Consider the following 23,160-nt stretch of genomic DNA (forward strand, 5'->3'; position numbering starts at 1 on the left):
TTTTATTAGTCAATCTGAATTCTTAATACATTTGAAAGGTGGTGAAAATATGTGAGTTTATTTGATGTCTTTAAGCAGTCCATACGTAATGAAGAACCTTCAGACTGGATTCCAGATCTCGTCTATGGTGATGATGAGTCCGCTCGAGCATATCTGAAAATTATGGCAAAGAATACAGTGCTAGATTTTGTCGCAAGGACAATGTCCACGCTGGAAGTAAAATTCAAAAACAAAGATGGTACTGCTGACTGGGAATACATTTTGAATGTTCGACCCAACAATGATATGTCGGCTGCAACGTTCTGGGAAAAGTTTTTCTACCGACTTATGGACGACAACGAAGTGCTGGTCATTTTTACTGAAGATAACCAATTGCTGATAGCTGATGATTTTTCTCGTACGGAATATGCCGTTTACGATGATGTGTTCACTGGCGTAACTGTAAAGAACTATGTGTTTCAAAAAAACTTCAATATGTCAGATGTGATCTACATTGAATACAACAATGATAAACTTGATCGTTTTACAAAGGGCTTGTTCGAGGACTATTCTGAGTTATTTGGGCGAATCATTGAAATTGCAATGCGAAACAATCAAATTCGTGGATCGGTGTCTATCGATTCAACCGGAAGTATTAATGAAGAAAAAGGAAAAGATGGTAAGACACGAAGTCAAAGATTACAAGAGTATATTGACAAGGTCTATAATGCTTTCAAAACAAAATCTGTAGCAATTGTAGCAAAGATCAAAGGATTCGAGTATGAGGAATACACCAACAAACAAGGGGTTTCCAACCAATCACTTGATGAGCTAAACAAAATGAAAACATCGTTGATCGATGATGTAGCTAACGCCATAGGAGTTCCTACGGCGCTTATTTATGGTGAAAAAGCTGAACTTGATTCTAACCTTCAAGCCTTTAGAAAGCTGTGCCTGGCACCGTTGATGAAGAAGCTTCAGGATGAATTAATGGCGAAAATCATTACTAAAAAAGAATATAAGAACGGCGAACGTATCAAAGTTTCTAAAGTATTGCCTGTCAGCATTCTGGAAAGCGCTACTCAGATCGATAAGATCGTTTCTTCCGGAACGTTCTTGCGTGATGAAGTGCGTGAAGTGACAGACTATGATCCATTGCCAAATGGTGAAGGGCAACAACTGATTATGACTAAAAACTATGAAAAAGTGAAGGGAGGTGAGAAAGAAAATGCCGGAAATTAAAAAAGTACCGTTTCAATTTACCAACGAGATCCAAAATGGTAAGCACATTCTCACCTTGAGTGGCAATGTCCAAAAGAAATATTGGCGTGACGATGATGTAATTAATGCGAAAGATATCCGAGAATCACTGGATACAGTCACAGATGATATTGTGATCAAACTGAATAGTCCTGGCGGCGATGTGTTTGAAGGGATTGAAATTTACAACTACCTAAAAGATCACCCATCAAATGTCACTGTCGAAGTAACTGGTTTGGCAGCCAGTGCCGCAACTTTTATCATTGCTGGCGCTGACGAAGTGATCATGAATGTTGGCACTTCATTGATGATTCACGAAGCTTCTACCTTTGCTTGGGGTAATAAACAGGATATTCAAAAAACGCTGAACGCTTTAGAAACAATTGATGATTCAATTTTAGCTATTTATTCAGACAAGACCGGTCAATCAGCTGATCAGTTGCGTGAATGGATGAATGAAGAAAAATGGTTCACGGCAGACGAAGCAGTCGAATTCGGATTTGCTAATTCTGTGAAACGTGCCGAACTGGAAGAAGAATTACAAGATATTGCATCTATGATTCAAAATGCTGTCGCTGTTGCGATGGCTAATTTAAGCCAACCTGTAACAAATCAAGTGGAACAAGAACTAAAACCAAAATCATTAATCGCACGATTGCGAAAAGGAGAATAAATTATGTTAAAAATTACAGACAAAACTACAGATGCGAAGAAAATCTTTAACGCTATCTCTGCAAAAGAAGACGCAACACCTGAACAAGTAAATGATGCTTTAGAAGCTTATGTCACTGCCATTGCAGAAGATGCAGGTGCACAAGTACGTGCTGAGTACGAAGAATTGAAGAACGTAACTGACAACCGTGTTTTAGAAGCTCGTGGAATTCCTACTCTGACTGCCGAAGAAACGAAATTTTACAATGAAGCAGTTAAAACTGGTGGGTTTGATCAAGAATTAGTTTGGCCAGAAACAATTCTAGAACGTGTATTTGAGAACTTACAAAATGATCATCCAATCCTAAATATTATCAACTTTACGCCAACCGTTGGACGAGTTAAAGTTATTCGCGCTCGTCGTAAAGGTGTTGCAGTTTTCGGTCCATTGCATAAAGACCTTGAAGGTCAATTAGACGCTGAGTTTGGCGCAACCGAGTTTGTCCAACTTGCATTGACTGCATTCTTCCTGATTTCGAATGATACGCTAGACTTAGGACCTCGGTGGATCGATCGCTTTATCAACCTTTCTTTAAGCGAAGCTGTTCGTGACGTTTGGGCGAAAAAAGTCATTGTGGGAACAGGTAACAACGAACCGATCGGTTTAACAAAAGATTTAGATGGTGCCGTAACAGGCGGTGTTTACCCTGACAAAGCAAGCGCTGGAACTTTGACCTTTGCTAAAGATAAGATCGTCAGTGAGTTAGGTGAAGTAATGAAAGTTCTATCTAAATACACCTATAAAATTGATGCTGATGATGATGGCGAAACTAAATATCGTTCTGTAGCAGGAAATGTATATTTGATTGTTAATCCGGTTAACTACTGGGATATTATTGTCCGTGTCACTTTAGCAAACTTGAATAATGTGTATGGAACAACGATGCCATTTATCAGTTTGGATCATATTATCGAATCTGTCGATGTACCCGAAGGTAAGTTAATTTCATATGTTGGAAAAGAATATGATGCCACACAATCTAGAGCGGAAAGAGTCTACGTATACAAAGAAACATTTGCTATGAAACGGGCTACTCTTTATGCTGTAGATATGTTAGGAAATGGATATCCAACGAATAACGATGCTGCACAAGTATATGATCTTGATTTTACTGAAGCAACTGTTGACGGTGGATCGGGGGAGTAACAACGCCTAACGCTCGTATGGCGACTGTAGACTATTATAGCCTTACGGTTCCAGAACTAAAAGCGTTGTTAGACGAGCGTGCAATTGATTATGCAAGCAACGCTAAGAAGCAAGATTTAATTAATCTATTGGAGGGATGACGAATGAACGATCAAGTGTTTATTGATGAATTCAAAGATCGCTTTCGTATTTTTCATTCATCCGAAGATAAAAGTATCGGAAAACAACTGGAAAGTGGGTTTGTCGATATCAAATCGATCATTGGAGATTTCGATCCTACAAAGTATGAAAAGGGCAAAGAGTTGGTCTATGAGCGTACACGTTATTTAAGAAACGAGGCGCTCGAATACTTTTATGATAACTTTCGGATGATGATTATGGATGCTTCGATAGATTTAGTAGGTGATCAAGTTGCCGATTAAAACAAAATATGAAAGACCTGAAATTGTAGCCGGTGATTTGAATACGCCGGTTACTTTTTTTGAAGTAAAACCAAACGATGGACCTGAACCGGGTGAACAAGAAAACAAGAAATTGTATTACTGCACTTGCTTAGTTTACAATCCTTCTTCTAAGGATAGAGATATCCTTAGCGGAAAAGGAACAAAGAAAGCTGTCACTATCAAGATTCGAGATCCATTTACTGACTACTTACCAAACAATGCTCATAAAGTGGTCTTGGATGATTTTCGTTACAAAGATGATGTGTGGGATATTGTAGATTTTGCGCCAGATGTTGAGAATAACGATTTTCTTAAAATCATCTTGGGGGTGACCTCATGAGCGTTTCAGTTAAAGGCGTGGACGAGATACTAAAGAATCTCGAAGCCAAGCTTGGTCCGTCAAGAACCAACCGAATCGTAAATAAGTCGCTTAAGAACTATGGGCAAAAACTGCAACAAGATGTGCAAGAGGCGGTATCCAGTTACATGGATACAGGTGAAACGCATGACACAGTAATTGTTTCCGGAGTAAAAAAAGGACCGCCTAAAACGATCGAAGTTGGTTGGGGGCAAGGTTCGAGATGGCGCTTAGTGCATTTGAATGAATTTGGCTATACTCGGTTTGGTAAGTACATTAGCCCTAGAGGGATGGGAAAATTACAAGGGGTTATTGACAAAACAGAAGGATCTGCATTTGAAGAGATGCGGTCAGAATTGGAGGAGTTAGCACGATGAAAGATATGATGATGGAAGTCTACAATGTTTTATCTGCTGATCCTACGATTGCAAAAGAGGTGACTACAAAGAACATCAAATTCTATGAAGTACCTGAAAGCTTCGATTCGACCAAACCTTTTATTATCATCGATACACCACTTGGACCGCCAACGAGTGCTTACTATGCTGCCAACAAAGAGATGTCGCAAACGTTCAGTTATCAAATTAACGTTGAAACTCAATCAAGGATTTTGACGAAAGAAATTGCTAAAGCAGTGAAAGCTGCGATGTGGGATTTTGGATACGCTCAGCTAAACGGTGGGCTTGACGAATATTTCCCTGAAACAAAACGCTTTGTTGATGCAAGGCGGTATCGAAAACACACACAAATTCATGACACTGATTATTAATCGGTGTCTATTTTTATTAGGAGGAATTTATAAATGGAAACTTATGGCTTTGATAAATTATCGGTTCGAAAACTTACCACAGCATTGGAACCAGATACAACAGCGAAAATTCACATTTTAGAAGGTAAACAAAAAGAAGGTGGACCTACTGCCTTCGACTTAACTGGATTATCCAAAGAAGCGGTGAAAGTATTCGCTGGTAACGTTGAATATTACTTGGCTAGAAAAGGAACTGGGTCAGTAGCCGCAAATTTCGGTCTGCTAGATGTACCTGTAGAAGTTGAGCAAGAAATCTTAGGATTGATCAAAATGGCTGAAGGTATCGACGGTTTTGGTGACGAAACAGAGCCTCCATATATGGCTGCTGTAGCCGAAGCGGAGGATTTATATGGCGAACCAGTAGCTTTTGCTATGGTAGCCGGTTCGTTTAATCGTGATGGTTTTTCATTGGCCACTAAAAACGATGAAGATTTTACACCAGAAGCTGGCGAGTATGTTTACAACGCAATCTCTCGAAAAGTCAAAATCGACACGGATGAAAAGACAGTGAAAGTTTTGCGTGCTTTCGGAACAGAAGCAGTTACGAAAATGAAAACAGCCGTTCTTGGTGATGATACTCCTCCAAGTGGCGGTGGTAAATAATGATGGGAAAGGTTAGTCTTCGGACTAGCCTTTTTATTTTTGATTAATAGGAGGAATTATACATGTCAGAAATTGGAAAAGAAATCAGATTAGATTTAATGATCAATGGAACAAGAAAGACCTTCACTCAAAGTCACGTGCCTTATTCAAAAGCTTTGGATTACACGGATGGCGAAGCAAAACTTTTTAAGAAAGATGACGATGGCAATGATATTGCTCCTTCAGCCAGAGCGCTTACTGAATTCCGTGCTGAGTTTGTAGCAGGCTTGTTTGATGATAAAGATTTAACAGGAACTGTCCTTTTAGATGGGATTGATACATGGGACAAAGATTTGATCATGGAAATTATTATGTATCGAGTCTTAGGTTACGAGAAGGCAGTGGATGAACCGGATTCAACAGATAAGAAAGACCCAAAAGGAAAAAAGGACGGAAAATAAGTTCGTCCGATCATCATGAGTTACAGCTAGATGTTGTGAGATCTATATTGAATATTTATCCCAATTGGACGATCAATGACGTTCTGAATACAGATACGCTGTACCTTTATGAAATTATGTTTAAACAAACGCCAAAAGGAAAGCAGAATAGGAAACAAAAAGAAATTAAGCCATTGGCTGATTTAGTGAAAGGGGGCGGATGATTTGGCTGGTGCAACTCCATTAGGAAATATGGTCATAAAGCTAGGGTTGGATGATGCTGATTTTGGGAAAGGCGTTGCTAATTCTAAAAAACAAGTACAATACCTAGCGAAAGAAATGCAAGCAAATATGAAAGTTGCTGATTTGGCAGGAAACAAACTTGGCAAATTAGGTACTCGATACGATAGTTTAACACAGATTATCAAAGCACAAGAAAACCAAGTGTCCGCCCTCAAGAAAGCTTATGATGGTTCATTTGTTGACGGTAAAGCTACAGACTCCACTAAGCGGCTAGCCAACCAATTACAAGATGCTAACGGTAAACTGGCAAACTATAAACTACAGTTACAAAATACCGCAGGAGCGATTGCAGATTATCAAGTCAGAAACGAAGGTTTAACTGGTTCAATCAATAAAGCAAGCGATGTTTTAGTAACCAATGGAAAAAGATTAGGTGAAATAGGGTCTAGTTTGACTAAAGGGTTAACACTACCCATTGCGGCTGGTGTGACTGCCGTGACCGCTGCTGCTATTAGTTGGGAATCAGCTTTCGCTGGTGTAAAGAAAACATCTGATGAAGTGGTGGATAGCAATGGCAACGTTGTTTATTCCTATGATGATCTTGAAGCTAGTTTGAGAAATCTAGCGAATGAATTACCTTCAACTCATAGTGAGATTGCAGCCGTTGCTGAAGCTGCAGGGCAATTGGGAATTCAAACAGAAAATGTTTCTGCATTTACCAAGGTAATGATTGATTTGGGCGAGTCAACAAACATGAGCGCTGAAACCGCTGCTACTGAGTTGGCTCGTTTTGCTAATATTACTCAAATGTCACAAGACAAATTTAGTAACCTTGGCTCTGCATTAGTAGATCTAGGTAATAACTTTGCAACAACAGAATCTGAAATATCGGCGATGGCATTACGGTTAGCAGGTGCAGGTGCTCAAATTGGTATGTCCGAAGGCGACATTTTGGGATTTGCAGCAGCATTAAGTTCTGTTGGTATTGAAGCGGAAGCTGGTGGGTCTGCCTTCTCTAAAGTGATGGTTAATATGCAATTAGCTGTTGAAAAAGGAGCGGGCTCATTTGACGAGTTGAAAGCACATGCCGAGGATCAAGGTGTTTCTTGGGAAAGATTAGTAACAGCGGTGCGAAATGGTGGCAAAGAACTAACTGGTGTTTCCAAAGAAATGGGATTTACATCTGCAGAACTTAAAAAGATGTATAAAGAAGCTGACAATTCGAAAACTAGCCTGGAACAGTTTGCTGATGTTGCCGGAATGACTGGTGACAAATTTGCTGAAATGTTCAAATCTAATCCATCTGAAGCAATTATGAAATTTGTCGAAGGATTAGGGAAAGCCGAAGAACAAGGTTCGTCTGCAATTAGTGTGTTGGATGACATGGGTATAACTGAAGTTCGGTTAAGAGACAGTTTGCTGCGTGCAGCTAATGCCAGCGGAGTATTTGCTGGGGCGGTAGAAATGGGTAACAAAGCATTCGGAGAAAATACTGCACTTGCTGAAGAAGCTGGCAAGCGTTACGAAACAACGGAATCCAAACTAAAAATGCTTAGAAATGAGGCAGTGAATGCTGCTATTGATTTGGGAGGTCCTTTTGTTGATGCATTAAGAGATGGATTAGAATCGAGCAAACCTCTAATCAAACAAATCGGTAATCTAGCTGAGGCGTTTAGCAATGCAGATCCTAAAACCCAACAGATGATCGTAAAATTGATAGCTGCTACTGCGGCCGCTGGCCCTTTGTTATCAATTACCGGAAAATTAAGCGGCACAATTGGAGGGTTAGGAAAATCCTTTATTGATCTAAGTGCAAACATGGCCAAGAAAAAAGCTATCGATGAGGTTAAAAAATCATTTATTGATGGAGATATTTCCGCCAATGACTTTCTAAAAACTTTAGCAGGTGGGTCAGGCACCATGACACAATTTGGAGCTGCAGCCAGTGGGGCGGCAGGATCTGGAGGCATAGGAGCCATGTCGGCTGCGCTCGGTCCATTAGGTCCGCTTATTCTTGGTATCGTTGGCGTTGGTGGTGCGCTTGCAGTCGGGTATGGTGCATGGAAATTATTCGGTGAAGAAGCTTGGAATTCTAGTCAACGTGTTCAACGATGGGGAACTGATGTTGGAGAAGCAGTTGATGGCACCTTAACAAAAGTGCAGGATAATACGCAAAAAGCATCAGGGCAATTCGGTTTAATGGCAGATGGATTTGCCACTAACTCTGACTCTATGATCTCAAATTTTGAGAAAATAGGTCAGACCATTGAAGACAGCCTTGTGAAGAAAGTCGAGGGCTTGGATAAATTAATAAAAGAACTTCCTGAATCTGTTAATTCTTCTGTCAGTGAAATGGTAGAAGACGAAAAAGTTAAGGCGGAATCTGCATTACAAACAGTTCAAGAGAATACCGCAAGAATCACAGAGATAAAGAAAGCAGCTAGTAATAGCAATCGAGAGATTAGTGTATCTGAAGCAAAAATTATTCAAGATCTGGCGAAAAATACAACTCAAGCATATGTTGAAACTTTAGATGTTTCTGCAAACGAGAAGAAAAAAATACTTGCAGTCATGAACGCAGATGTAGCAAATGCAACAGAGGAAGAAGCGAAATTGTGGTTGCAATCTTTAGGTAAGCAAAGGCAGATAGCCCAGCAAAATGCAACTTTAAGTAGACAAGAAAAAGAAAAGTACCTACAAGATTTGGGATACAACTTAGATGGTGAGTTCGCTAAGAAATTTCTGGCGGCTTGGGATGAGATAAATTCAACGACTGTAAAAGGTTTTGATTCTCAAATGGAAACGATTCTTAAAAAATATCCTGAATTAAAAAATGAGGTCTCTCTTGCAAACGGTCAACTAATTTCAAGTATGGGTGATTATGCTGATAGTGCAATTGCAGAAAACGAAAAAATCCTAAAGAGCGCTTCTGACTTATCAAGAGAATTGGCATCAAATGCAGAAAAGAATGCGGAAAAAATCTCTTGGACTGCATCAGAATCAAGTAAGGCTGGAAAGAAAGCAGCTCAAACTTGGAATGATTTAGTTTTTGATGAAAAGACTGGAGAAGTTAAATCCAATGTTGCAGAGGTCGTTACAGAAGCTACTAAAGATTCTATAACGTGGAATAATTTGAAGTTAGTAGTCCATGATGCCGACTTAGATAGTAATGCAAAAGACGTTATCGGTGAAGCTGCAATTGCTAATGGTTGGTGGGACGGTATGGCTTGGTCCGATAAAAAAGCCATACTACAGGACGAATTTTCGATAACAATGTACAAAGCATTAGAAGACTCGGGAAAATGGGCAGAGATGTCATTTGATGAGAAAAAAGCATTCCTTTACTCTAATACTCCTGAAGTCATGGCAGAAACAATGCTTAATTTGGGAATGTGGGAGCAATTTCAACCCCAGATTAAAAATTTGAATGCTGAAAATTATGATCTCTTAAACGCATTAAGCTTTTCGAAAACTTCATTGAACGAGTATAACGCACTTGATCCAGAAGTTAAAAGATTGATAGCAGAAGATCCAGCTACCTTAACGGTTAGTCAATCTAAGAAAATGCTGGAAACATATAATAGTGTTTCTCCAGAACTGAAAAGATTATTGGGAGACAATACAAATGTAAATAGCATATTGGCAAACTCTAAGAGCAAAATCAATGATTACAATGCTACTGGCGTTGGTGCGAAACATTTACATGCAACAGCAGATTATTCTGAAGTACTAAGAGCAAAAAGTGAAATTGCTCAAGTATATAGCAAAAATGTTGTTATCGATGTTGAATATCGTGGGAGAAGAACCGGACAGACGGCGATTCCAAATGCCAAAGGGACAAATTACCACCCGGGCGGAGATATGATCGTAAATGATCAATCTGGACCATTATACAAAGAGTTGGTTCAGTTTCCTGGTCAAGCACCATTTATACCTCAAGGTCGAAATGTGTATATTCCCAATGCTCCTGCAGGAACGAAAGTTGCTCGAGCTAGTCTCACTAAATCGATCATGCGGCGCTTGGGTATTCCAAAGTTTGCTGACGGCGTGGGTATTCCGGAAGATTCTTCTCTAGTTAGAAATCTAAGGAACCTAACTCCTTCAACCGAATCAAGTTCAATTAATTTCCGTACACAGGATTACTCGAAACAATTTGAGATGCTGATAAATATCATGTCAAACTTCGGTGAAGATTTGAGAAATATGCAGCTAATTCTTGATGGACGAAACGTAATGAAATCAATTGAAACTAGACAAACAAATCAACAAAAACTAAATGATATCAAAGCAGGAAGGAGAACGATATGATTAGCGATTTAGAGATTAAATTAAATGATGTCAGTTTGTCAGATTACTTTGATTTAACCGATGAGCCAGATCGTGGTCTCTTTCCTGAAGTGCAACATGATCTGGTTCCGATGGCACGAGCAAATGGATCTCGTGCAACCAATAAAAGATTTGCACATAGAATAATCACTTTGCCATTGTACGCCTTGAGCGGAAACTTTAGACAGACAAAGGATGATTTAGCAAATGTGTTATTCGCTGAAGAACGGCAGCGACTTTGGTTCTCAGATGAACCGGATAGATACTGGTTAGTTGAATTAACAGGAGAATCAAGCTGGAAACGATCACTTGATAGCAAAGGAGAGGCTTTCGGAGAGTTGAAGTTTTTATGTGAAGATGGATTAGCGCATGCTATGGTACCAAAACCATTTCAGATAATTTCAACAAGTGAAGGTGTGCTAGCAGAAGTAAACAATACAGGAACATATAAAACGCCGATAGATATCAATGTTACTTTTACAAGTGATGCAAATTCTATCGGTTTTGTTTCGTCCGATAGAATCGTACAGTTAGGAACATCATTTTCCGAGGATGAAGACAATGCTGTGGCTTCTGATAAGATTATGAATGATAATATGGGTTCGCCTTCTAGAAGCTTGTGGTCTTCAAATGTAGGTCGTATTCGACATAACTATGACAACGGAGATAACACGTCAAAAATTCTTGGCGCTTGGCAATGGAATTCTGAAGATGTCACTCCATCAAGTTATGGATCAATTGATGAAACTAAACCGGGATACTGGCATGGGCCAACATTAACGAGGTTACTTACCGAGTCGATGACCGATTTTGAAGTGTACCATCGGTTTGAGTTTAAACCAACTGGAACATCGGCGCAGCGTCCAACATGTCAAGGCCTGCTTGAAATTAATTATTCTGATGCGGATAACAATTTTGTGATAGGTTTTGAGATGAAAGATACCGAAAGTAAACAGGATAGAGTTAGTTATTCATTTTTTGTAGGGGATTATCGTGCTTTTCAAGGGTATCTACCTGCTAGTGTCTTAACGACAAGCGGCGGGTTCTTTGGAGCGATAATTATGAAAAAGGTTGCTAATCAATTTACATTTCGTCTTGTTAGGTTGAATACAACTACATGGAAAGAATCTTGGAGTTCTCCAACAAAAAACTGGTATAACAATGCCGTGGCAATGCTGCCGGTTAGTTTGATAAATATGTTTGCAGCTAAATGGAAAAGCGATCGAGAGATGAGTATTAAGCTTACTCATACAAGGATTACACAATATAATACTGAAACAGAATCACTAATACCTAAAACTTTCTACAGTGGAGACAACCTTTTCGTTGAAGGTGAAACTAACCGAGTGTATATCAATGGTATTCGAGATGATAGTTACCGTGTGATCGGAAGCAGTCAGGTGTTGACTGCACCAAAAGGAAATACAGAAATAGTTGCAGTTTCAGATGGCACATTTACTGGGAATCTTGAAATAAGGGAGCGTTACTTATGATTTATCACTTTTTAGATAAACAATTTACCCCTTTGACTTTGATAGATACTGAAGCTTCAGACGGCATTGTGGTTGCAGATGACATCCATACTGTAGAACTGACTAACGGTACGCTATTGAACACGTTGACTATGGATATACTCAAGCAAACTGGACCAAGGATAAATGACTATGATCCCAATGTACCCTTTGAAACTTCTTTGATAAAAGAAGGTGTCAATGTTGTTTTTCAAAATGATCAAGGGGAAGATATTTGCTTGTTCGTCAGAGCACTTGAAACAGAGGATGAAACTACTCGACCTCTATCTTGTGTAGATATTGGTACCGAACTAAGAAATGGATCAGCGACTGTTTTTGATAGTAACAATGAGCAATACATCGAATACTATGTTGAGAGAGAGTTATACGATACTGGATGGGAAATCGGTGTGAACGAAATTAGCAGAGATATTAAGCGATTAGTTGATACTAGTAGTGATGAAACACCACTAGCAAGGCTGCAAAGGGTCTGCGAAGCTTTCGGATGTGAAATGAAATTCACAGTAGATTTTCAAAATACAAAAGTAAAACGTAAACTCGTAAACATCTATTATAAAATAGGGGCTGATAAATCGGACAAAGTTTTATATTCTGGCGTTGATGTTATATCACTGCAAAAATCTGTAGATATTGACAACGTGATCACCGCCTTGGAGGATACGAACCATGGATTTGATGATATATCGATCGGTGATGGTCGTTTCTTTACTATGGTTGGTCAATCCATTGTCTATGATCGTGAATCAAATGCTCTCTACGGTCGTGGAAATACTTTTAATGAACGGTTTAGTGGGTTTATCACCGGCAAGTTTGCAAGTTCTAGCACTGCTCAAATAGATAACTACAACGAAGCTGTCTCTATTTTAGAAGAACGGTGCCAACCAACGTTCGCAGCTGAAGTCGATATGCTGTTCAATGACGGTGATTTTGAGATAGGTGACTGGTTAACATTTGTAGACGAGGATTACAACCCGGCGCTACGTCTAAAAGCCAGAGTTCTTTCAAAAGAAATTCATCGAAGTAATCCATCTGAGAATAAAGCTGTTGTCGGAAATTATCAACTTCTAGAAAGCTTGATCAGCAGTGATTTGTTAGCTAGGCAGCAACAAATGAATAAACCAGATAGTATGTACTTAGTTAAGTTATCCTCTGACAATGGTGTTAGCTTTGTTGATGGTGAAGAAAAAACAACGAATATCACTGCAACGATATATAAAGACGGTGTCGATATCACTTCTAGTGTTTCAGCCGAGGATATCCTGTGGTTTAAGGTAGATAAAGATGGCAATCACGACACAGCATGGGAAACATTATATAAAAATGCGGGCCCAACTGTGCAAGTATCAGGGACTGAATTCACAGAAGTTTCAAGCATAAAATGCACGCTCACTGTATTTGATAACCATTTTGTTCAGGCTATTTATTTTCTGAACGGTCTAAGAGATGCAGCTAGAAAAGTACTTCGTTTGCAAACGAAAGATACCATCACTAGTATTCATATCTCTGATACTCATTATGCAACGGATTCTATTGGACGTGATGATTTAGAAAATTATGGTCGCAGCAATAGTCATATCAAGAATGTTGCTGAACTAACAAATTTTGTAGATGTCGATTATGTGGTACTAAACGGTGATACTCACGATGGATCAACAGCAAATAAGAATATCGCTATGGCGAACTTCCGTGAAGCTGTAGGTACATTAGGTTTATCAAATGCACCGTACTTCGTTACTTGGGGAAACCACTGTAATAATTCATGGGGAGATAGTCGAACGAATTCAATCACTAAAGTAGTGAAAAACTACGAACCCAAAGAGCCTCTTGAATATTTGCATGGAAAAGGACGCCAAATGCTTTCCAATACAGAGATGTACGAAATAGCCACAAGACCAAGTACGATATTTAATATTGTCGAAAATCCAATTGATAAAATGGGCTATTACTACTACCATGTTCCGGACAAAAAGCATAGAGTAATCATATTAAACCCACAGGATATACCAGATGGTTTAGATACGGATGGCTACTTAAAATATGTCGGTATAAACGTTGCTGGTTATCGACAAGAACAGATCAGTTGGTTTTACCAAACCTTGAAGAATACACCTGACGACATGACGGTATCCATCTATCAGCACTATCCGTTTGGAAAAAGATATTCTACATCGTTGAATTATTACCCTTACAACTACGAAATGGTTGAGGGGATTATCAATGGTTTTGTCACCGGCGGGACGTTTAGCCGAAGCTATAGTGCAAATACAGATTTTAAAGCAAGTATTTCTTGTGACTTTCAAGGTCGCAAAGGAACGCTTGCTTTTTTAGCGCATGGCCATACGCATACCGATCGTATAACGAAAGGTGACAATGGAATCGTGAATTATTCTATCGGCTGCTCTGTTAGTCGCCCTAAGAAAGACCAAGCAGATAGACCTCTTGGAGTTTTGGAAGAAGATTTGTGGGATGTAATTGTACTAAATCCTAAGCAGCGCAAATTTAACTTAATTCGATTTGGCAAAGGATCAGATAAGGTTATCACATATTAGGAGGTGGGAAAATGCCTGTCGTAAAAGATGAAATTAGTTTAGTCAAAGTTACAAACGGTGATGATGGTCGAGGGATACTTGGCACACCGGTTGCAACGTATGCACAATCAACGAGTGGAACTATCCCACCAACTACATGGTCAGCAACTAGACCTAATGTACCAGCTGGTCAGTATCTTTGGACAAGGGTTGTCACAACGTATACCGATAACACAACATCCGAAACACAAACTCCAACTCTGATGGGGGCTGAAGGCGAATCTGGATTAGGCATCAAAGATAAATCGATCAGCTATGCGGTAGGAACAAGCGGAAACACGCCGCCTACAAGTGGGTGGCAAGAAACGATTCCGATCGTATCAGCAAATCAGTATCTTTGGACTAAAACGACACTGGTTTATACAGATGAATCGAAGACTGAAGCTTATTCTGTAGGAAAGATGGGAGCGAACGGAGCCGATGCCAAACTGCTTTATCTAACTGCTTCAGCTGAAAACATGGCTTTTAATGCCGATGACACGCCTAAGACGACACAGACGATAAACATATCGGCAAAGCTTCAAAACGTCACAGGAACTGCAACGTTCACTGCTATTCCTTATATTGGTAACACTGCTCAAACCGCAATCACTCTCGGCGGAACTGGTAACACCAGAACTTTAACAAGTGCACAGTGGACCAATAAAGATTGGACACTGATCGCCATTACCGCAACTTTGGACAATCTGAGTGATACAGTGAGTATTGTTAAGGTGAAAGATGGTGCTACAGGTGACAAAGGAGATCAAGGGAATCAAGGAATCCCTGGGACACCGGGTGCCGATGGAAAAACACCTTATACACATTGGGCTTATGCTTGGAGTGCTGATGGCAAGGATAGATTTACTAGCTCCTATCCAATTGAGAATATTTTAATTGGTACTACCTCGGATACACAGACCTTTACAACAAATTCAGGCTGGCCAGACAAAACTGGTGCTACTAATGCTTTGATGGCTGTAGGGGCTGATCGTTTGGTAAAGCCAGGAGATACAATAACCTATTCTGCTTTTATAACAGCTCCAGCAGACGTAAGGGCTTATATTTATGTAAGACTTAACCGACCCGGGGCATCTAATGGTAGCTACGAAGATAAAACAAGTAACCGATTAGATCCGGGAACTTCTGGGTGGTGTAGCGTAATGGTTACTGTACCTAGTGATACTACATCGTTGAGGTTCACAGTTGGGCGTTATGAAAATAGCAACGCAGTTACAAGAACCCTAAGCTGGGCTAGTGAGAAAGCCGAAAAAAGTGATAAACGGACTATTTACACGCCTAGCCCAGCAGACGACTTTGCCAACGCCTACCCTACGTATGTCGGAACCTATACCGATTACGAACCTACGGACAGCGAAGATCCCAGCAAATACACATGGCAAAGAATTTTAGGTGAGTCAGGTCAAGATGGTAAGGATGGAGAAGACGGAGCAAACGGACAAGATGCAAAAGAAGTCATCAGTGGGTATCTTTCAAATGATTCTATTATCGTGCCTGCTAATGCATCTGGCACAGTAACTGACTTCACGAAAGCTCTTGGAGATTTTATTATCTACGAGGGACAAACTAAAGTTTCATCTGGTGTGACGTATTCCAAGGTTTCTGAAACTGGGATGACTAGCACAATCAATTCAGCAGGTCATTATACAGTTACTGCTTTGTCGGCCGATGTTGGAACGGCAACATACCAAGCGGTGTACAAAGCTGTGACAATTCAAAAAATAATGATTGTCGTGAAGAACAAGCAAGGAGCCACAGGTCCAGCAGGATCAAACGGAACAAATGGAAAAGGGATCGTATCTAGCGCTACTACTTATCAAGCTGGTACTTCTGGTACAACACCGCCTACAGGAACTTGGAGTATTTCAATACCTAGTATTTCTGAGAACCAGTACCTTTGGACAAAAATTGTTCTTACGTACTCTGACAATACAAATTCAACTGCATATTCAGTTGGTAAGATGGGAGCAAAAGGGGAAACGGGTGCTACTGGATCGACAGGAGCAACGGGAGCAACCGGTAATGGGATTAAAAGTACAACTATCAACTTTGCTAGTTCAACTAGCGGAACAGCAGCACCTAGTAGTGGGTGGACCACATCAATTCCCACAGTAGCTGCGGGAAGCTTCTTATGGACAAGGACAGTATTAACTTTCACAGATAATACAACAAACACTTCATACACTGTAGCAAAACAAGGTGAAAAGGGCGATCCGACTGGAATAATCAGTCAATCGACAGTACCAACTAATCCCTATGTTGGTATGCTTTGGCAAAATACAGGAGCAAGTGGATATATTATCGGGGCTACCTATCAATGGAATGGCAGCAAGTTTAATCTATATATATTTACAGCAGATAATATAGTAGCTACTACATTGTCTGCAATCACTGCTAATTTGGGGAATATTACAGCTGGAAATATATCTGGTGTAACTATTAGTGGTTCTAAATTTATCAATTCGGGAACAACTACAATTGATGGTAATGAGATGGATTATACAACGACCCTTGAAGGAAGCTACGAATCCGAATGGAAGCTGAAGGCGATTAATTTGAATGGCCGGTTGATAATTAATCCGACTATTCTCGCATCTTCGGCATGGAATGACATTGCTAAAAATGAACCTGCATGGGCATGGAGCGTAAGCAACGCCGGAATATATACTGCGAGGGCAGGCACAAGGTCAAATACTTCTTTATCAAATAATGCATCATATGGTCCAGATGGAATTACCATGGCTAGTGAATTATATGCATCAACTTATGGGAATGTTTACCTAAGTTACTTGGATTTGCTAACAATAAATCCAACGTTACTAAGTCCTACAGTAGAATTTGAAACGTATTCAAATGCTTGGATTCCCACAGCTAAAAGAACAGTCGGTAGAGTTATTACACTCAGTGGAGCGTTCAAGAATAAGGTTGCTTTAAATTTAGCTGATGAAACAGTTATGGGGTTTGTTCCAGAGTGGGCTTATCCCACGCAAGATATAAACTTCAGGGTGAACGGCTCAGGTATTAATACGTTCTTGCTTAAAATAAAATCAAATGGACAGATTACAATCAGTCGATATGGTACAACGTCTATGATCGATGTTCCAATAGGTGCATGGCTGAATTTATCGTGCGTTTATTCGGCTTCATAAGGAGGGATAGCGTGTTAGATGAGTTTAAAGAAAGATATATAGAAGAGTGTATAATCAATGGACGAATGTCAGAGGATTTGAGTTCTTTATTTGAAGTAATAGCCCATGAAGAATTTGGGGATGATCCACTTAAAATGGATGCATTCATTCAATCAATTGTTGATGAAAATACCGAGATTAAACCGTCTGAGTTGGATTTATTGAAACAAGAAAATGAAGAATTGAAACAACGGCAGGAAATGACAGAGGAAGCTTTGTTAACTTTGTCTGATATGTTACTAAGCAGATAAGGAGGGAAAAATGATGAACTATTCAGCACTAGAAATGTTATATGCGACTCACATCATTGAAGGCAAACGAACAATTGAGAGCGTGCCTTCATCAATTCGTGAAGATGTCGCAGAAATTGTCGCCAACGCAAAAAAGCAAGAAGAAACAAAGTAATGGGATATGTAGTAGCAGGAGCAATCGGCTTAACTGTCGGTTGCTTTTTATTTCAGGAAAGTAGGTGGCATATGTTCAGTTGGGGGAAATCAGAATGAAAGAATTTATAGAAATTAATAGTTTCTGGGCAGCGCTATTTGGTAGTGGATTATTGGCTACCCTTTGGCGAGTTGGTACATGGGTCACTAAACTAGTTAAAGCCAAAAGGGCCGAGAACGATCTTAGGGAACAAACAATCACCGCCTTAGAAACGGCAAATACGGAACAAGATAAACGCCTTAAAAATGTAGAGGATTATCAGGCGATGGCTGAGGTCAGAAGCCAGAAAATCGTCAAAGCTGAGAAGGCTTCACTCCATAATCAAATATGGAATAAAGCGGATGAGTATATCAAGCGTGGGTATATCACTGTTGGCGAGTTGAACAACTTTGATTATCTATTTGAAGCCTATAAGAATCTAGGCGGAAATGGAACTGGCGACACATTGCGTGCTAAGGTATCTAATTTGAATGTACGTGATGAAGGTATTTTGCAACAAAAAGAAATAGATGAACATTAGGAGGAACTATCATGAAATTAACGAATAAACAGTATGATTTAGCTAAAAAAGTTTTAACCGTTGGCGTGCCGGGTGTCACGGCATTTATCGTAACTCTAGGTGGTTTATATGGATTCTCAACAGAAATCATTGTTGGAACGATCACGGCTGCTGCAACTTTAGCTGGTGTGTTCTTGAATATCGCTAGCAGCCAGTATCAAGATGAACAAAAACCAGATTATGGTGATGGACAGGAGTTTACCGACAAGAAGGAGTAGCTGTTAGCTACTCTTTTAAATTGAAAGGATGATCAAAATGGATATTGAACAAATGATTAAATGGATGACTGATCGTGAAGGTAAAGTAACCTACTCAATGACAAGTCGCTTAGGTCCTAAAAGCTATGACTGTTCTTCTGCAGTGTTCTTTTCCATGATAGCTGGCGGGTTCTTACCTAGCGAATCGATGGGAAACACAGAAACATTATTTGCAATGTCAGGTACTAAACTGAAAAAAATCAGCCGATCGGAAGTGAAACGAGGAGATATCTTCGTTGCTGGTACTCCTGGTCAGTCTAATGGGTCAGGTGGGCATACAGGTCTTTTCCTAAGCAATAAGAGTTTCATTCATTGTTCGTATTATTGGAACGGAATCCATACTGATAGTCATGATTCATACATGAGTACCCGGTTAACGCATCATTTTTATCGAATTGTTGCATCCGGTGATGTTAAACCTACCGAAAACAATCCACAGATGATTCAATTAGCAATCGATGGGCAATTCGGCAATGCTACGGCGAGACGCTTGCAAGAATACTTTGATACTGCTGGCAAAGATGGCATTATAAGCCACCAATACAAGCAAAAATTTAATCAGAACGTTTATGCTGCTCAATTCGATAGTTCTTTGATTGGATCAAATGTTGTTGTGGCATTGCAAAAGTATTTGGGTGTAACACAAGATGGTCTAATGGGCCAAGCGACTATCAAATCATTCCAAAAACGATTGGGTACTATGCCAGACGGTGTTATTAGTCCTGTTTCGAGCATGGTTTCTGCACTACAGAAAGCATTGAACAACAACAAATTACCTTAAAACAATTTCGTAAATAATTGTAAACCATTGATAGGAGTTGTTAGCATGACTAATGAAACTAGGGCACACATTCGCAGTATATTATGGCAATATAAAAAAATCGAAAAAACGTTTAGAGAGTTCTCGGATATTATTGCAACTGATAGAAATCCTTATATGGAGTACCCATTAGGTGAAGAAAATCCAAGTTGGACAATGAATCAAATTTTGTTTTACAAATCATTTTTAAGAGTGGTCAATGGTGTTCTAGAAGATTCAACACTTGATGTTAGAGATATATTTTATGTGAAGTATTACAACGGCCATTCTAAGAAATGTATAGCGATTGTAGCTGCGGAAACTTTCCTAAGCGAATCTACTATAAAGAGAAGAGATGCAGAATTTATTAATGAAATCGCAAAAAGATTAGGCTGGTTATCGGTTTGACCTCTTTCAATACCTAACATGGTTTATCCTTTACTTAAGGACGTACGTTCACCATGGACGCATGGTTAAAAGAGAGGGGAAATTAAAAATGGCTAGTATTGAAAATATGATCAAATGGTTTAAGGATCGAGAAGGTAAAGTAACTTATTCAATGAATTCACGTTTAGGACCAAATAGTTATGACTGTAGTTCGGCTGTGTATTTCTCATTGATTGCGGGAGGTTTCTTACCTTCTGGAACAGGGATTGGAAATACAGATTCACTTTTTGCGCTAGAAGGTAAATTGCTTACTTCGATTACTCGTTCTGAAGTGAAACGGGGGGACATTTTTGTTGCAGGGTACAAGGGAAACTCTGGCGGTTCGGATGGACACACTGGGGTTTTTGTGGATAGTACAAATATTATTCATTGTACCTTAGGAGGCGGGAAAAATGGAATCGTAACGACGCCAGCTACAAATTGGATGGGAGATTATAGTGGATTGCCAGTATACTTTTACCGATTAAAAGGCGCTAATCCTCCATTTAAGTACAAAGTGGATGACGTTGTTTATATCAAAAACAATGCTACTCATTACTTTAATGGTGACTTAATTAGTGATAACGACAAGAAACTTGCTGGAAAAGTAACGGGTGTTAAGTATGACGACACCGGCCGAAATGGTGAGCATAACTTAGTGTTTGTAAAACAGGTTCAAACACCTACAATTATTAATCACTGGACCTTAGAACGTGATTTGGAGAAGTGGTCTCCAACAACTACCTATATTTCTAATGGGGAAATTGTCAAATTCAAAGCAGCAGCACAGAGAACAGTAGAAGGAACACTATTGACATCTGATCAGAAATCAAAAAGTGTGAAAAAAGTCGATACAATAGATATTGCACCAGTGAATGTTGGTACAGGTACTAGTTATCGTAAGTATAAGCTTGAGGGTATTTCTGGATGGATCTATGAAACTGATGTTCAAAAATGACGTTTCAAGTTAATCGTTTAGTATATCCCAATCACAAAAATACCACTCCGTAATGGGAGTGGTATTTTTAAAATGAATAGCCCGCTTCGGCGGGCTTGTACATAAACTCAGATAAATTATAGAGGGGAATCAACTTCTGCCTGAATTACGTTAAAAGTTTTTCTTTTTTTCATTATAAAATAGAAAAATTCCAAAAAGTACAATGAACGATTTTGGACTTAATATATCGTTGAATAGAAAGTGCGAGAAAGTAAAATTACCAGAAATTAAAGAAACAAACAAAATAATTAAGACATAATACAAGAGCATTTTTGAGATAAATATTATAGTTTGCTTTTTAGTCATATTAAATTCCTCCCTCAAACAATCACTTGAAAAAAGTTTACTTTAAAATATTATTATATAGTGCAACATGCACAAAAAAGAGCGTTAGGCAGAAACTTGGGGAAGTTTTCTGGACTGCGACCAGTACTCTTCGTATTTATTTTATCATTGTTCTTACTTAATAGATATTATTGTTCAGAAAGTCGTCTAATTTATCTACTTATCTTCCGAAATTATTTTATAATTTGGTCATAACTATTATCATATTTATGGAATTATTATTTTATCAAAACTAAAAATTTGATAAAAGATTAATTTTACGTTAGATTTGTATTAGAGGTGATTCTATGAAAGTTGATAAATTACATTATAGAAAAGTAATTAATAGTGCAAAACACCTGGAGTACAATGCAATACGATACTTTCAGTCATTGTCTGATCAAAGCAACCTCGAGACAATTAATAAGGAATTGGACTATTTAATCAAAAATGATGTTTATCATAAGGTAGCACGTACATCTCGAAAGTCTTTTTTGGGAGATCAGATAATAATTAGGAAAAATCTTGAGCAGGATTTTAAACTTTTGGAGAAGTATACAGCTTTTTTTGACCAGCGTGAAATCTGAAAAACAATATTCATTAAAAAAAATTTTTTATTTAATTAAGTTACTCCTCTATGGAGATGGTTGGTTTTTATAAATACATAGCCCGCTTCGGCGGGCTTCTACATAGATCATATTCGTTTTACTTGCGCTAACTAAGTTTATCCTATAGATTAGTAGGTGCGTGCAATACTCTACGAGGAGTATTAGGCGGTAATGCTTGGGGAAGTGTGCCTAGTACTCTTCGATTTTTTTATTTTAGCATTGTTTCAATGTAATAGATATTATTGATTAGAAAATCGTCATAAATTTGTTGAATTTAATTAATAATGGATGTAATGTAGAATCATACCAACCAATCCAATTTTTCATATGTTTACTTTTCTTTTGGTCCACTCTAGGCAGAATAGGGTGGACTTTTTGTTGAAATAAAAACTATGTTCTTGTAGAATGAAATCATAGCCTTGACCGGGGCTATTTCATTTTATATCTTTTTTCAGGCCCACTCTCCTTGAGGGTGGGTTATTTTTGAGCAAATGGTTTGAACGATTTGGAAATAGCTAATATAATTAATTTACCTTTTAAAAACTTTTTCATCTAATTGTGCCACTCCTCCCCGGGAGTGGTTGTTTGTTTTGTAAAAAAATAGCACAGCATATTCTCATATGCCGTGCAAGTGGAACTATGTTCCGTCATCATAATAATCATATAGTAATTTACTTAATAGGAAAAGTAATACGCTTAGCGAACATTCATTGCTTCAAATTCAATCATAATCTTCGTTTTGCCAAGAACACTATATTTTTTCACAACAAACTGTTTCCGCTGGTTATACTCACCAGCAACCACAATCTGCATTCCCTCATCCACATCGGCTAAGAAGCTTAAACTATGCGCAGCAATCAAACAATTCACTCCATCAAGCGAGAACCGCACCAAAGGGGTCTTGCTCATCTTCAATACACGTATCTTCGATACATAGCCTTTCATCGATTTCATAACAATCGCCTCCATAAGCTTGTACATAATAGCGATAATCCGTTTTGCCTAATGCGACAGCGACATAAAACTCGACACATTTTGAGCCGTATAAAGCTTCCTGAGATTCAGAAATCGAGTTCGGAAATTCATTTATAAACTCAGATAGAGATAGGAACCCTTGCTCGTATTGAGTAATAAGATTCAT

Annotated in this window: 24 protein-coding genes; 22 read left to right on the forward strand and 2 right to left on the reverse strand. The window is 38.9% G+C overall.

The annotated features are described in order from the left end of the window. Positions 1-51: 51 nt before the first annotated feature. From CXM95_RS05015 to CXM95_RS05120, 22 genes are all read left to right on the forward strand, one after another. A complete protein-coding gene (locus CXM95_RS05015) occupies positions 52-1,221 on the forward strand; it encodes a phage portal protein (protein WP_101698898.1) in 1,170 nt (389 codons plus the stop codon). Further along, the gene (locus CXM95_RS05020; RefSeq protein WP_101698899.1) at positions 1,208-1,912 is read left to right on the forward strand and encodes a head maturation protease, ClpP-related; all 705 of its coding nucleotides are present in this window, start codon (positions 1,208-1,210) and stop codon (positions 1,910-1,912) included. Before CXM95_RS05015 ends, CXM95_RS05020 begins: the two co-directional genes overlap by 14 nt. Before the next feature lie 3 nt (positions 1,913-1,915). Further along, positions 1,916-3,097, forward strand: a complete 1,182-nt coding sequence (locus CXM95_RS05025; RefSeq protein WP_101698900.1) for a phage major capsid protein — start codon at positions 1,916-1,918, stop codon at positions 3,095-3,097. Between the two features lie 17 nt (positions 3,098-3,114). Beyond that, complete coding sequence (locus CXM95_RS05030; RefSeq protein WP_101698901.1) at positions 3,115-3,237, forward strand: HeH/LEM domain-containing protein; 123 nt, start codon at positions 3,115-3,117, stop codon at positions 3,235-3,237. A 3-nt stretch (positions 3,238-3,240) separates the two neighbouring features. Beyond that, positions 3,241-3,519: a hypothetical protein gene (locus CXM95_RS05035; RefSeq protein ID WP_101698902.1), complete on the forward strand. Its 279-nt coding sequence runs from the start codon at positions 3,241-3,243 to the stop codon at positions 3,517-3,519. Then, positions 3,509-3,880 (forward strand): phage head-tail adapter protein, encoded by a 372-nt coding sequence (locus CXM95_RS05040; RefSeq protein ID WP_194185611.1) that lies wholly within the window; start codon positions 3,509-3,511, stop codon positions 3,878-3,880. The genes CXM95_RS05035 and CXM95_RS05040 overlap by 11 nt, the downstream gene beginning before the upstream one ends. Continuing rightward, positions 3,877-4,275, forward strand: coding sequence for an HK97 gp10 family phage protein (locus CXM95_RS05045; protein ID WP_101698904.1), 399 nt, complete (start codon positions 3,877-3,879; stop codon positions 4,273-4,275). The genes CXM95_RS05040 and CXM95_RS05045 overlap by 4 nt, the downstream gene beginning before the upstream one ends. Further along, complete coding sequence (locus tag CXM95_RS05050; protein WP_101698905.1) at positions 4,272-4,667, forward strand: hypothetical protein; 396 nt, start codon at positions 4,272-4,274, stop codon at positions 4,665-4,667. Before CXM95_RS05045 ends, CXM95_RS05050 begins: the two co-directional genes overlap by 4 nt. A 33-nt stretch (positions 4,668-4,700) precedes the next feature. Beyond that, complete coding sequence (locus CXM95_RS05055) at positions 4,701-5,309, forward strand: phage tail protein (protein ID WP_101698906.1); 609 nt, start codon at positions 4,701-4,703, stop codon at positions 5,307-5,309. A 62-nt stretch (positions 5,310-5,371) separates the two neighbouring features. Further along, positions 5,372-5,749 carry a phage tail assembly chaperone G gene (gene gpG, locus CXM95_RS05060; RefSeq protein WP_101698907.1) on the forward strand — a complete coding sequence of 126 codons (378 nt, stop codon included), beginning with the start codon at positions 5,372-5,374 and terminating at the stop codon, positions 5,747-5,749. A 204-nt stretch (positions 5,750-5,953) separates the two neighbouring features. Then, entirely contained in the window at positions 5,954-10,279 is a 4,326-nt protein-coding gene (locus CXM95_RS05065) for a phage tail tape measure protein (RefSeq protein WP_233499092.1), read from the forward strand. Further along, complete coding sequence (locus tag CXM95_RS05070) at positions 10,276-11,790, forward strand: distal tail protein Dit (RefSeq protein ID WP_101698908.1); 1,515 nt, start codon at positions 10,276-10,278, stop codon at positions 11,788-11,790. The genes CXM95_RS05065 and CXM95_RS05070 overlap by 4 nt, the downstream gene beginning before the upstream one ends. After that, positions 11,787-14,378, forward strand: coding sequence for a metallophosphoesterase (locus tag CXM95_RS05075; protein ID WP_101698909.1), 2,592 nt, complete (start codon positions 11,787-11,789; stop codon positions 14,376-14,378). The genes CXM95_RS05070 and CXM95_RS05075 overlap by 4 nt, the downstream gene beginning before the upstream one ends. A gap of 11 nt (positions 14,379-14,389) precedes the next feature. Further along, entirely contained in the window at positions 14,390-17,566 is a 3,177-nt protein-coding gene (locus CXM95_RS05080; protein WP_101698910.1) for a hypothetical protein, read from the forward strand. Positions 17,567-17,577: 11 nt separating this feature from the next. Further along, complete coding sequence (locus tag CXM95_RS05085) at positions 17,578-17,856, forward strand: hypothetical protein (protein ID WP_233499093.1); 279 nt, start codon at positions 17,578-17,580, stop codon at positions 17,854-17,856. A gap of 13 nt (positions 17,857-17,869) precedes the next feature. After that, positions 17,870-18,010 carry a CD1375 family protein gene (locus tag CXM95_RS18735; RefSeq protein ID WP_176285403.1) on the forward strand — a complete coding sequence of 47 codons (141 nt, stop codon included), beginning with the start codon at positions 17,870-17,872 and terminating at the stop codon, positions 18,008-18,010. Between the two features lie 94 nt (positions 18,011-18,104). Beyond that, on the forward strand, positions 18,105-18,569 hold the full coding sequence (locus CXM95_RS05090; protein WP_086299259.1) for a hypothetical protein: 465 nt from the start codon (positions 18,105-18,107) through the stop codon (positions 18,567-18,569). Between the two features lie 11 nt (positions 18,570-18,580). After that, positions 18,581-18,826 (forward strand): phage holin, encoded by a 246-nt coding sequence (locus CXM95_RS05095; RefSeq protein WP_086299260.1) that lies wholly within the window; start codon positions 18,581-18,583, stop codon positions 18,824-18,826. 37 nt (positions 18,827-18,863) lie between these two features. After that, entirely contained in the window at positions 18,864-19,646 is a 783-nt protein-coding gene (locus tag CXM95_RS05100) for a C40 family peptidase (RefSeq protein ID WP_086299302.1), read from the forward strand. A 45-nt stretch (positions 19,647-19,691) separates the two neighbouring features. Continuing rightward, positions 19,692-20,072 carry a transcriptional regulator gene (locus CXM95_RS05105; protein WP_086299261.1) on the forward strand — a complete coding sequence of 127 codons (381 nt, stop codon included), beginning with the start codon at positions 19,692-19,694 and terminating at the stop codon, positions 20,070-20,072. A gap of 88 nt (positions 20,073-20,160) precedes the next feature. Next, the gene (locus tag CXM95_RS05110) at positions 20,161-21,048 is read left to right on the forward strand and encodes a peptidoglycan amidohydrolase family protein (protein WP_086299262.1); all 888 of its coding nucleotides are present in this window, start codon (positions 20,161-20,163) and stop codon (positions 21,046-21,048) included. Between the two features lie 671 nt (positions 21,049-21,719). Beyond that, complete coding sequence (locus CXM95_RS05120; protein ID WP_086299264.1) at positions 21,720-21,998, forward strand: hypothetical protein; 279 nt, start codon at positions 21,720-21,722, stop codon at positions 21,996-21,998. A gap of 717 nt (positions 21,999-22,715) precedes the next feature. Here the strand turns inward: CXM95_RS05120 and CXM95_RS05125 are convergent. Continuing rightward, the gene (locus CXM95_RS05125) at positions 22,716-22,973 is read right to left on the reverse strand and encodes a hypothetical protein (protein ID WP_086299265.1); all 258 of its coding nucleotides are present in this window, start codon (positions 22,971-22,973) and stop codon (positions 22,716-22,718) included. After that, positions 22,894-23,160, reverse strand: coding sequence for a hypothetical protein (locus CXM95_RS05130; RefSeq protein ID WP_228079028.1), 267 nt, complete (start codon positions 23,158-23,160; stop codon positions 22,894-22,896). Before CXM95_RS05130 ends, CXM95_RS05125 begins: the two co-directional genes overlap by 80 nt.

This window comes from Enterococcus sp. CR-Ec1 (genome assembly GCF_002850555.1).
Classification (GTDB): Bacteria; Bacillota; Bacilli; order Lactobacillales; family Enterococcaceae; genus Enterococcus_D; species Enterococcus_D entomosocium.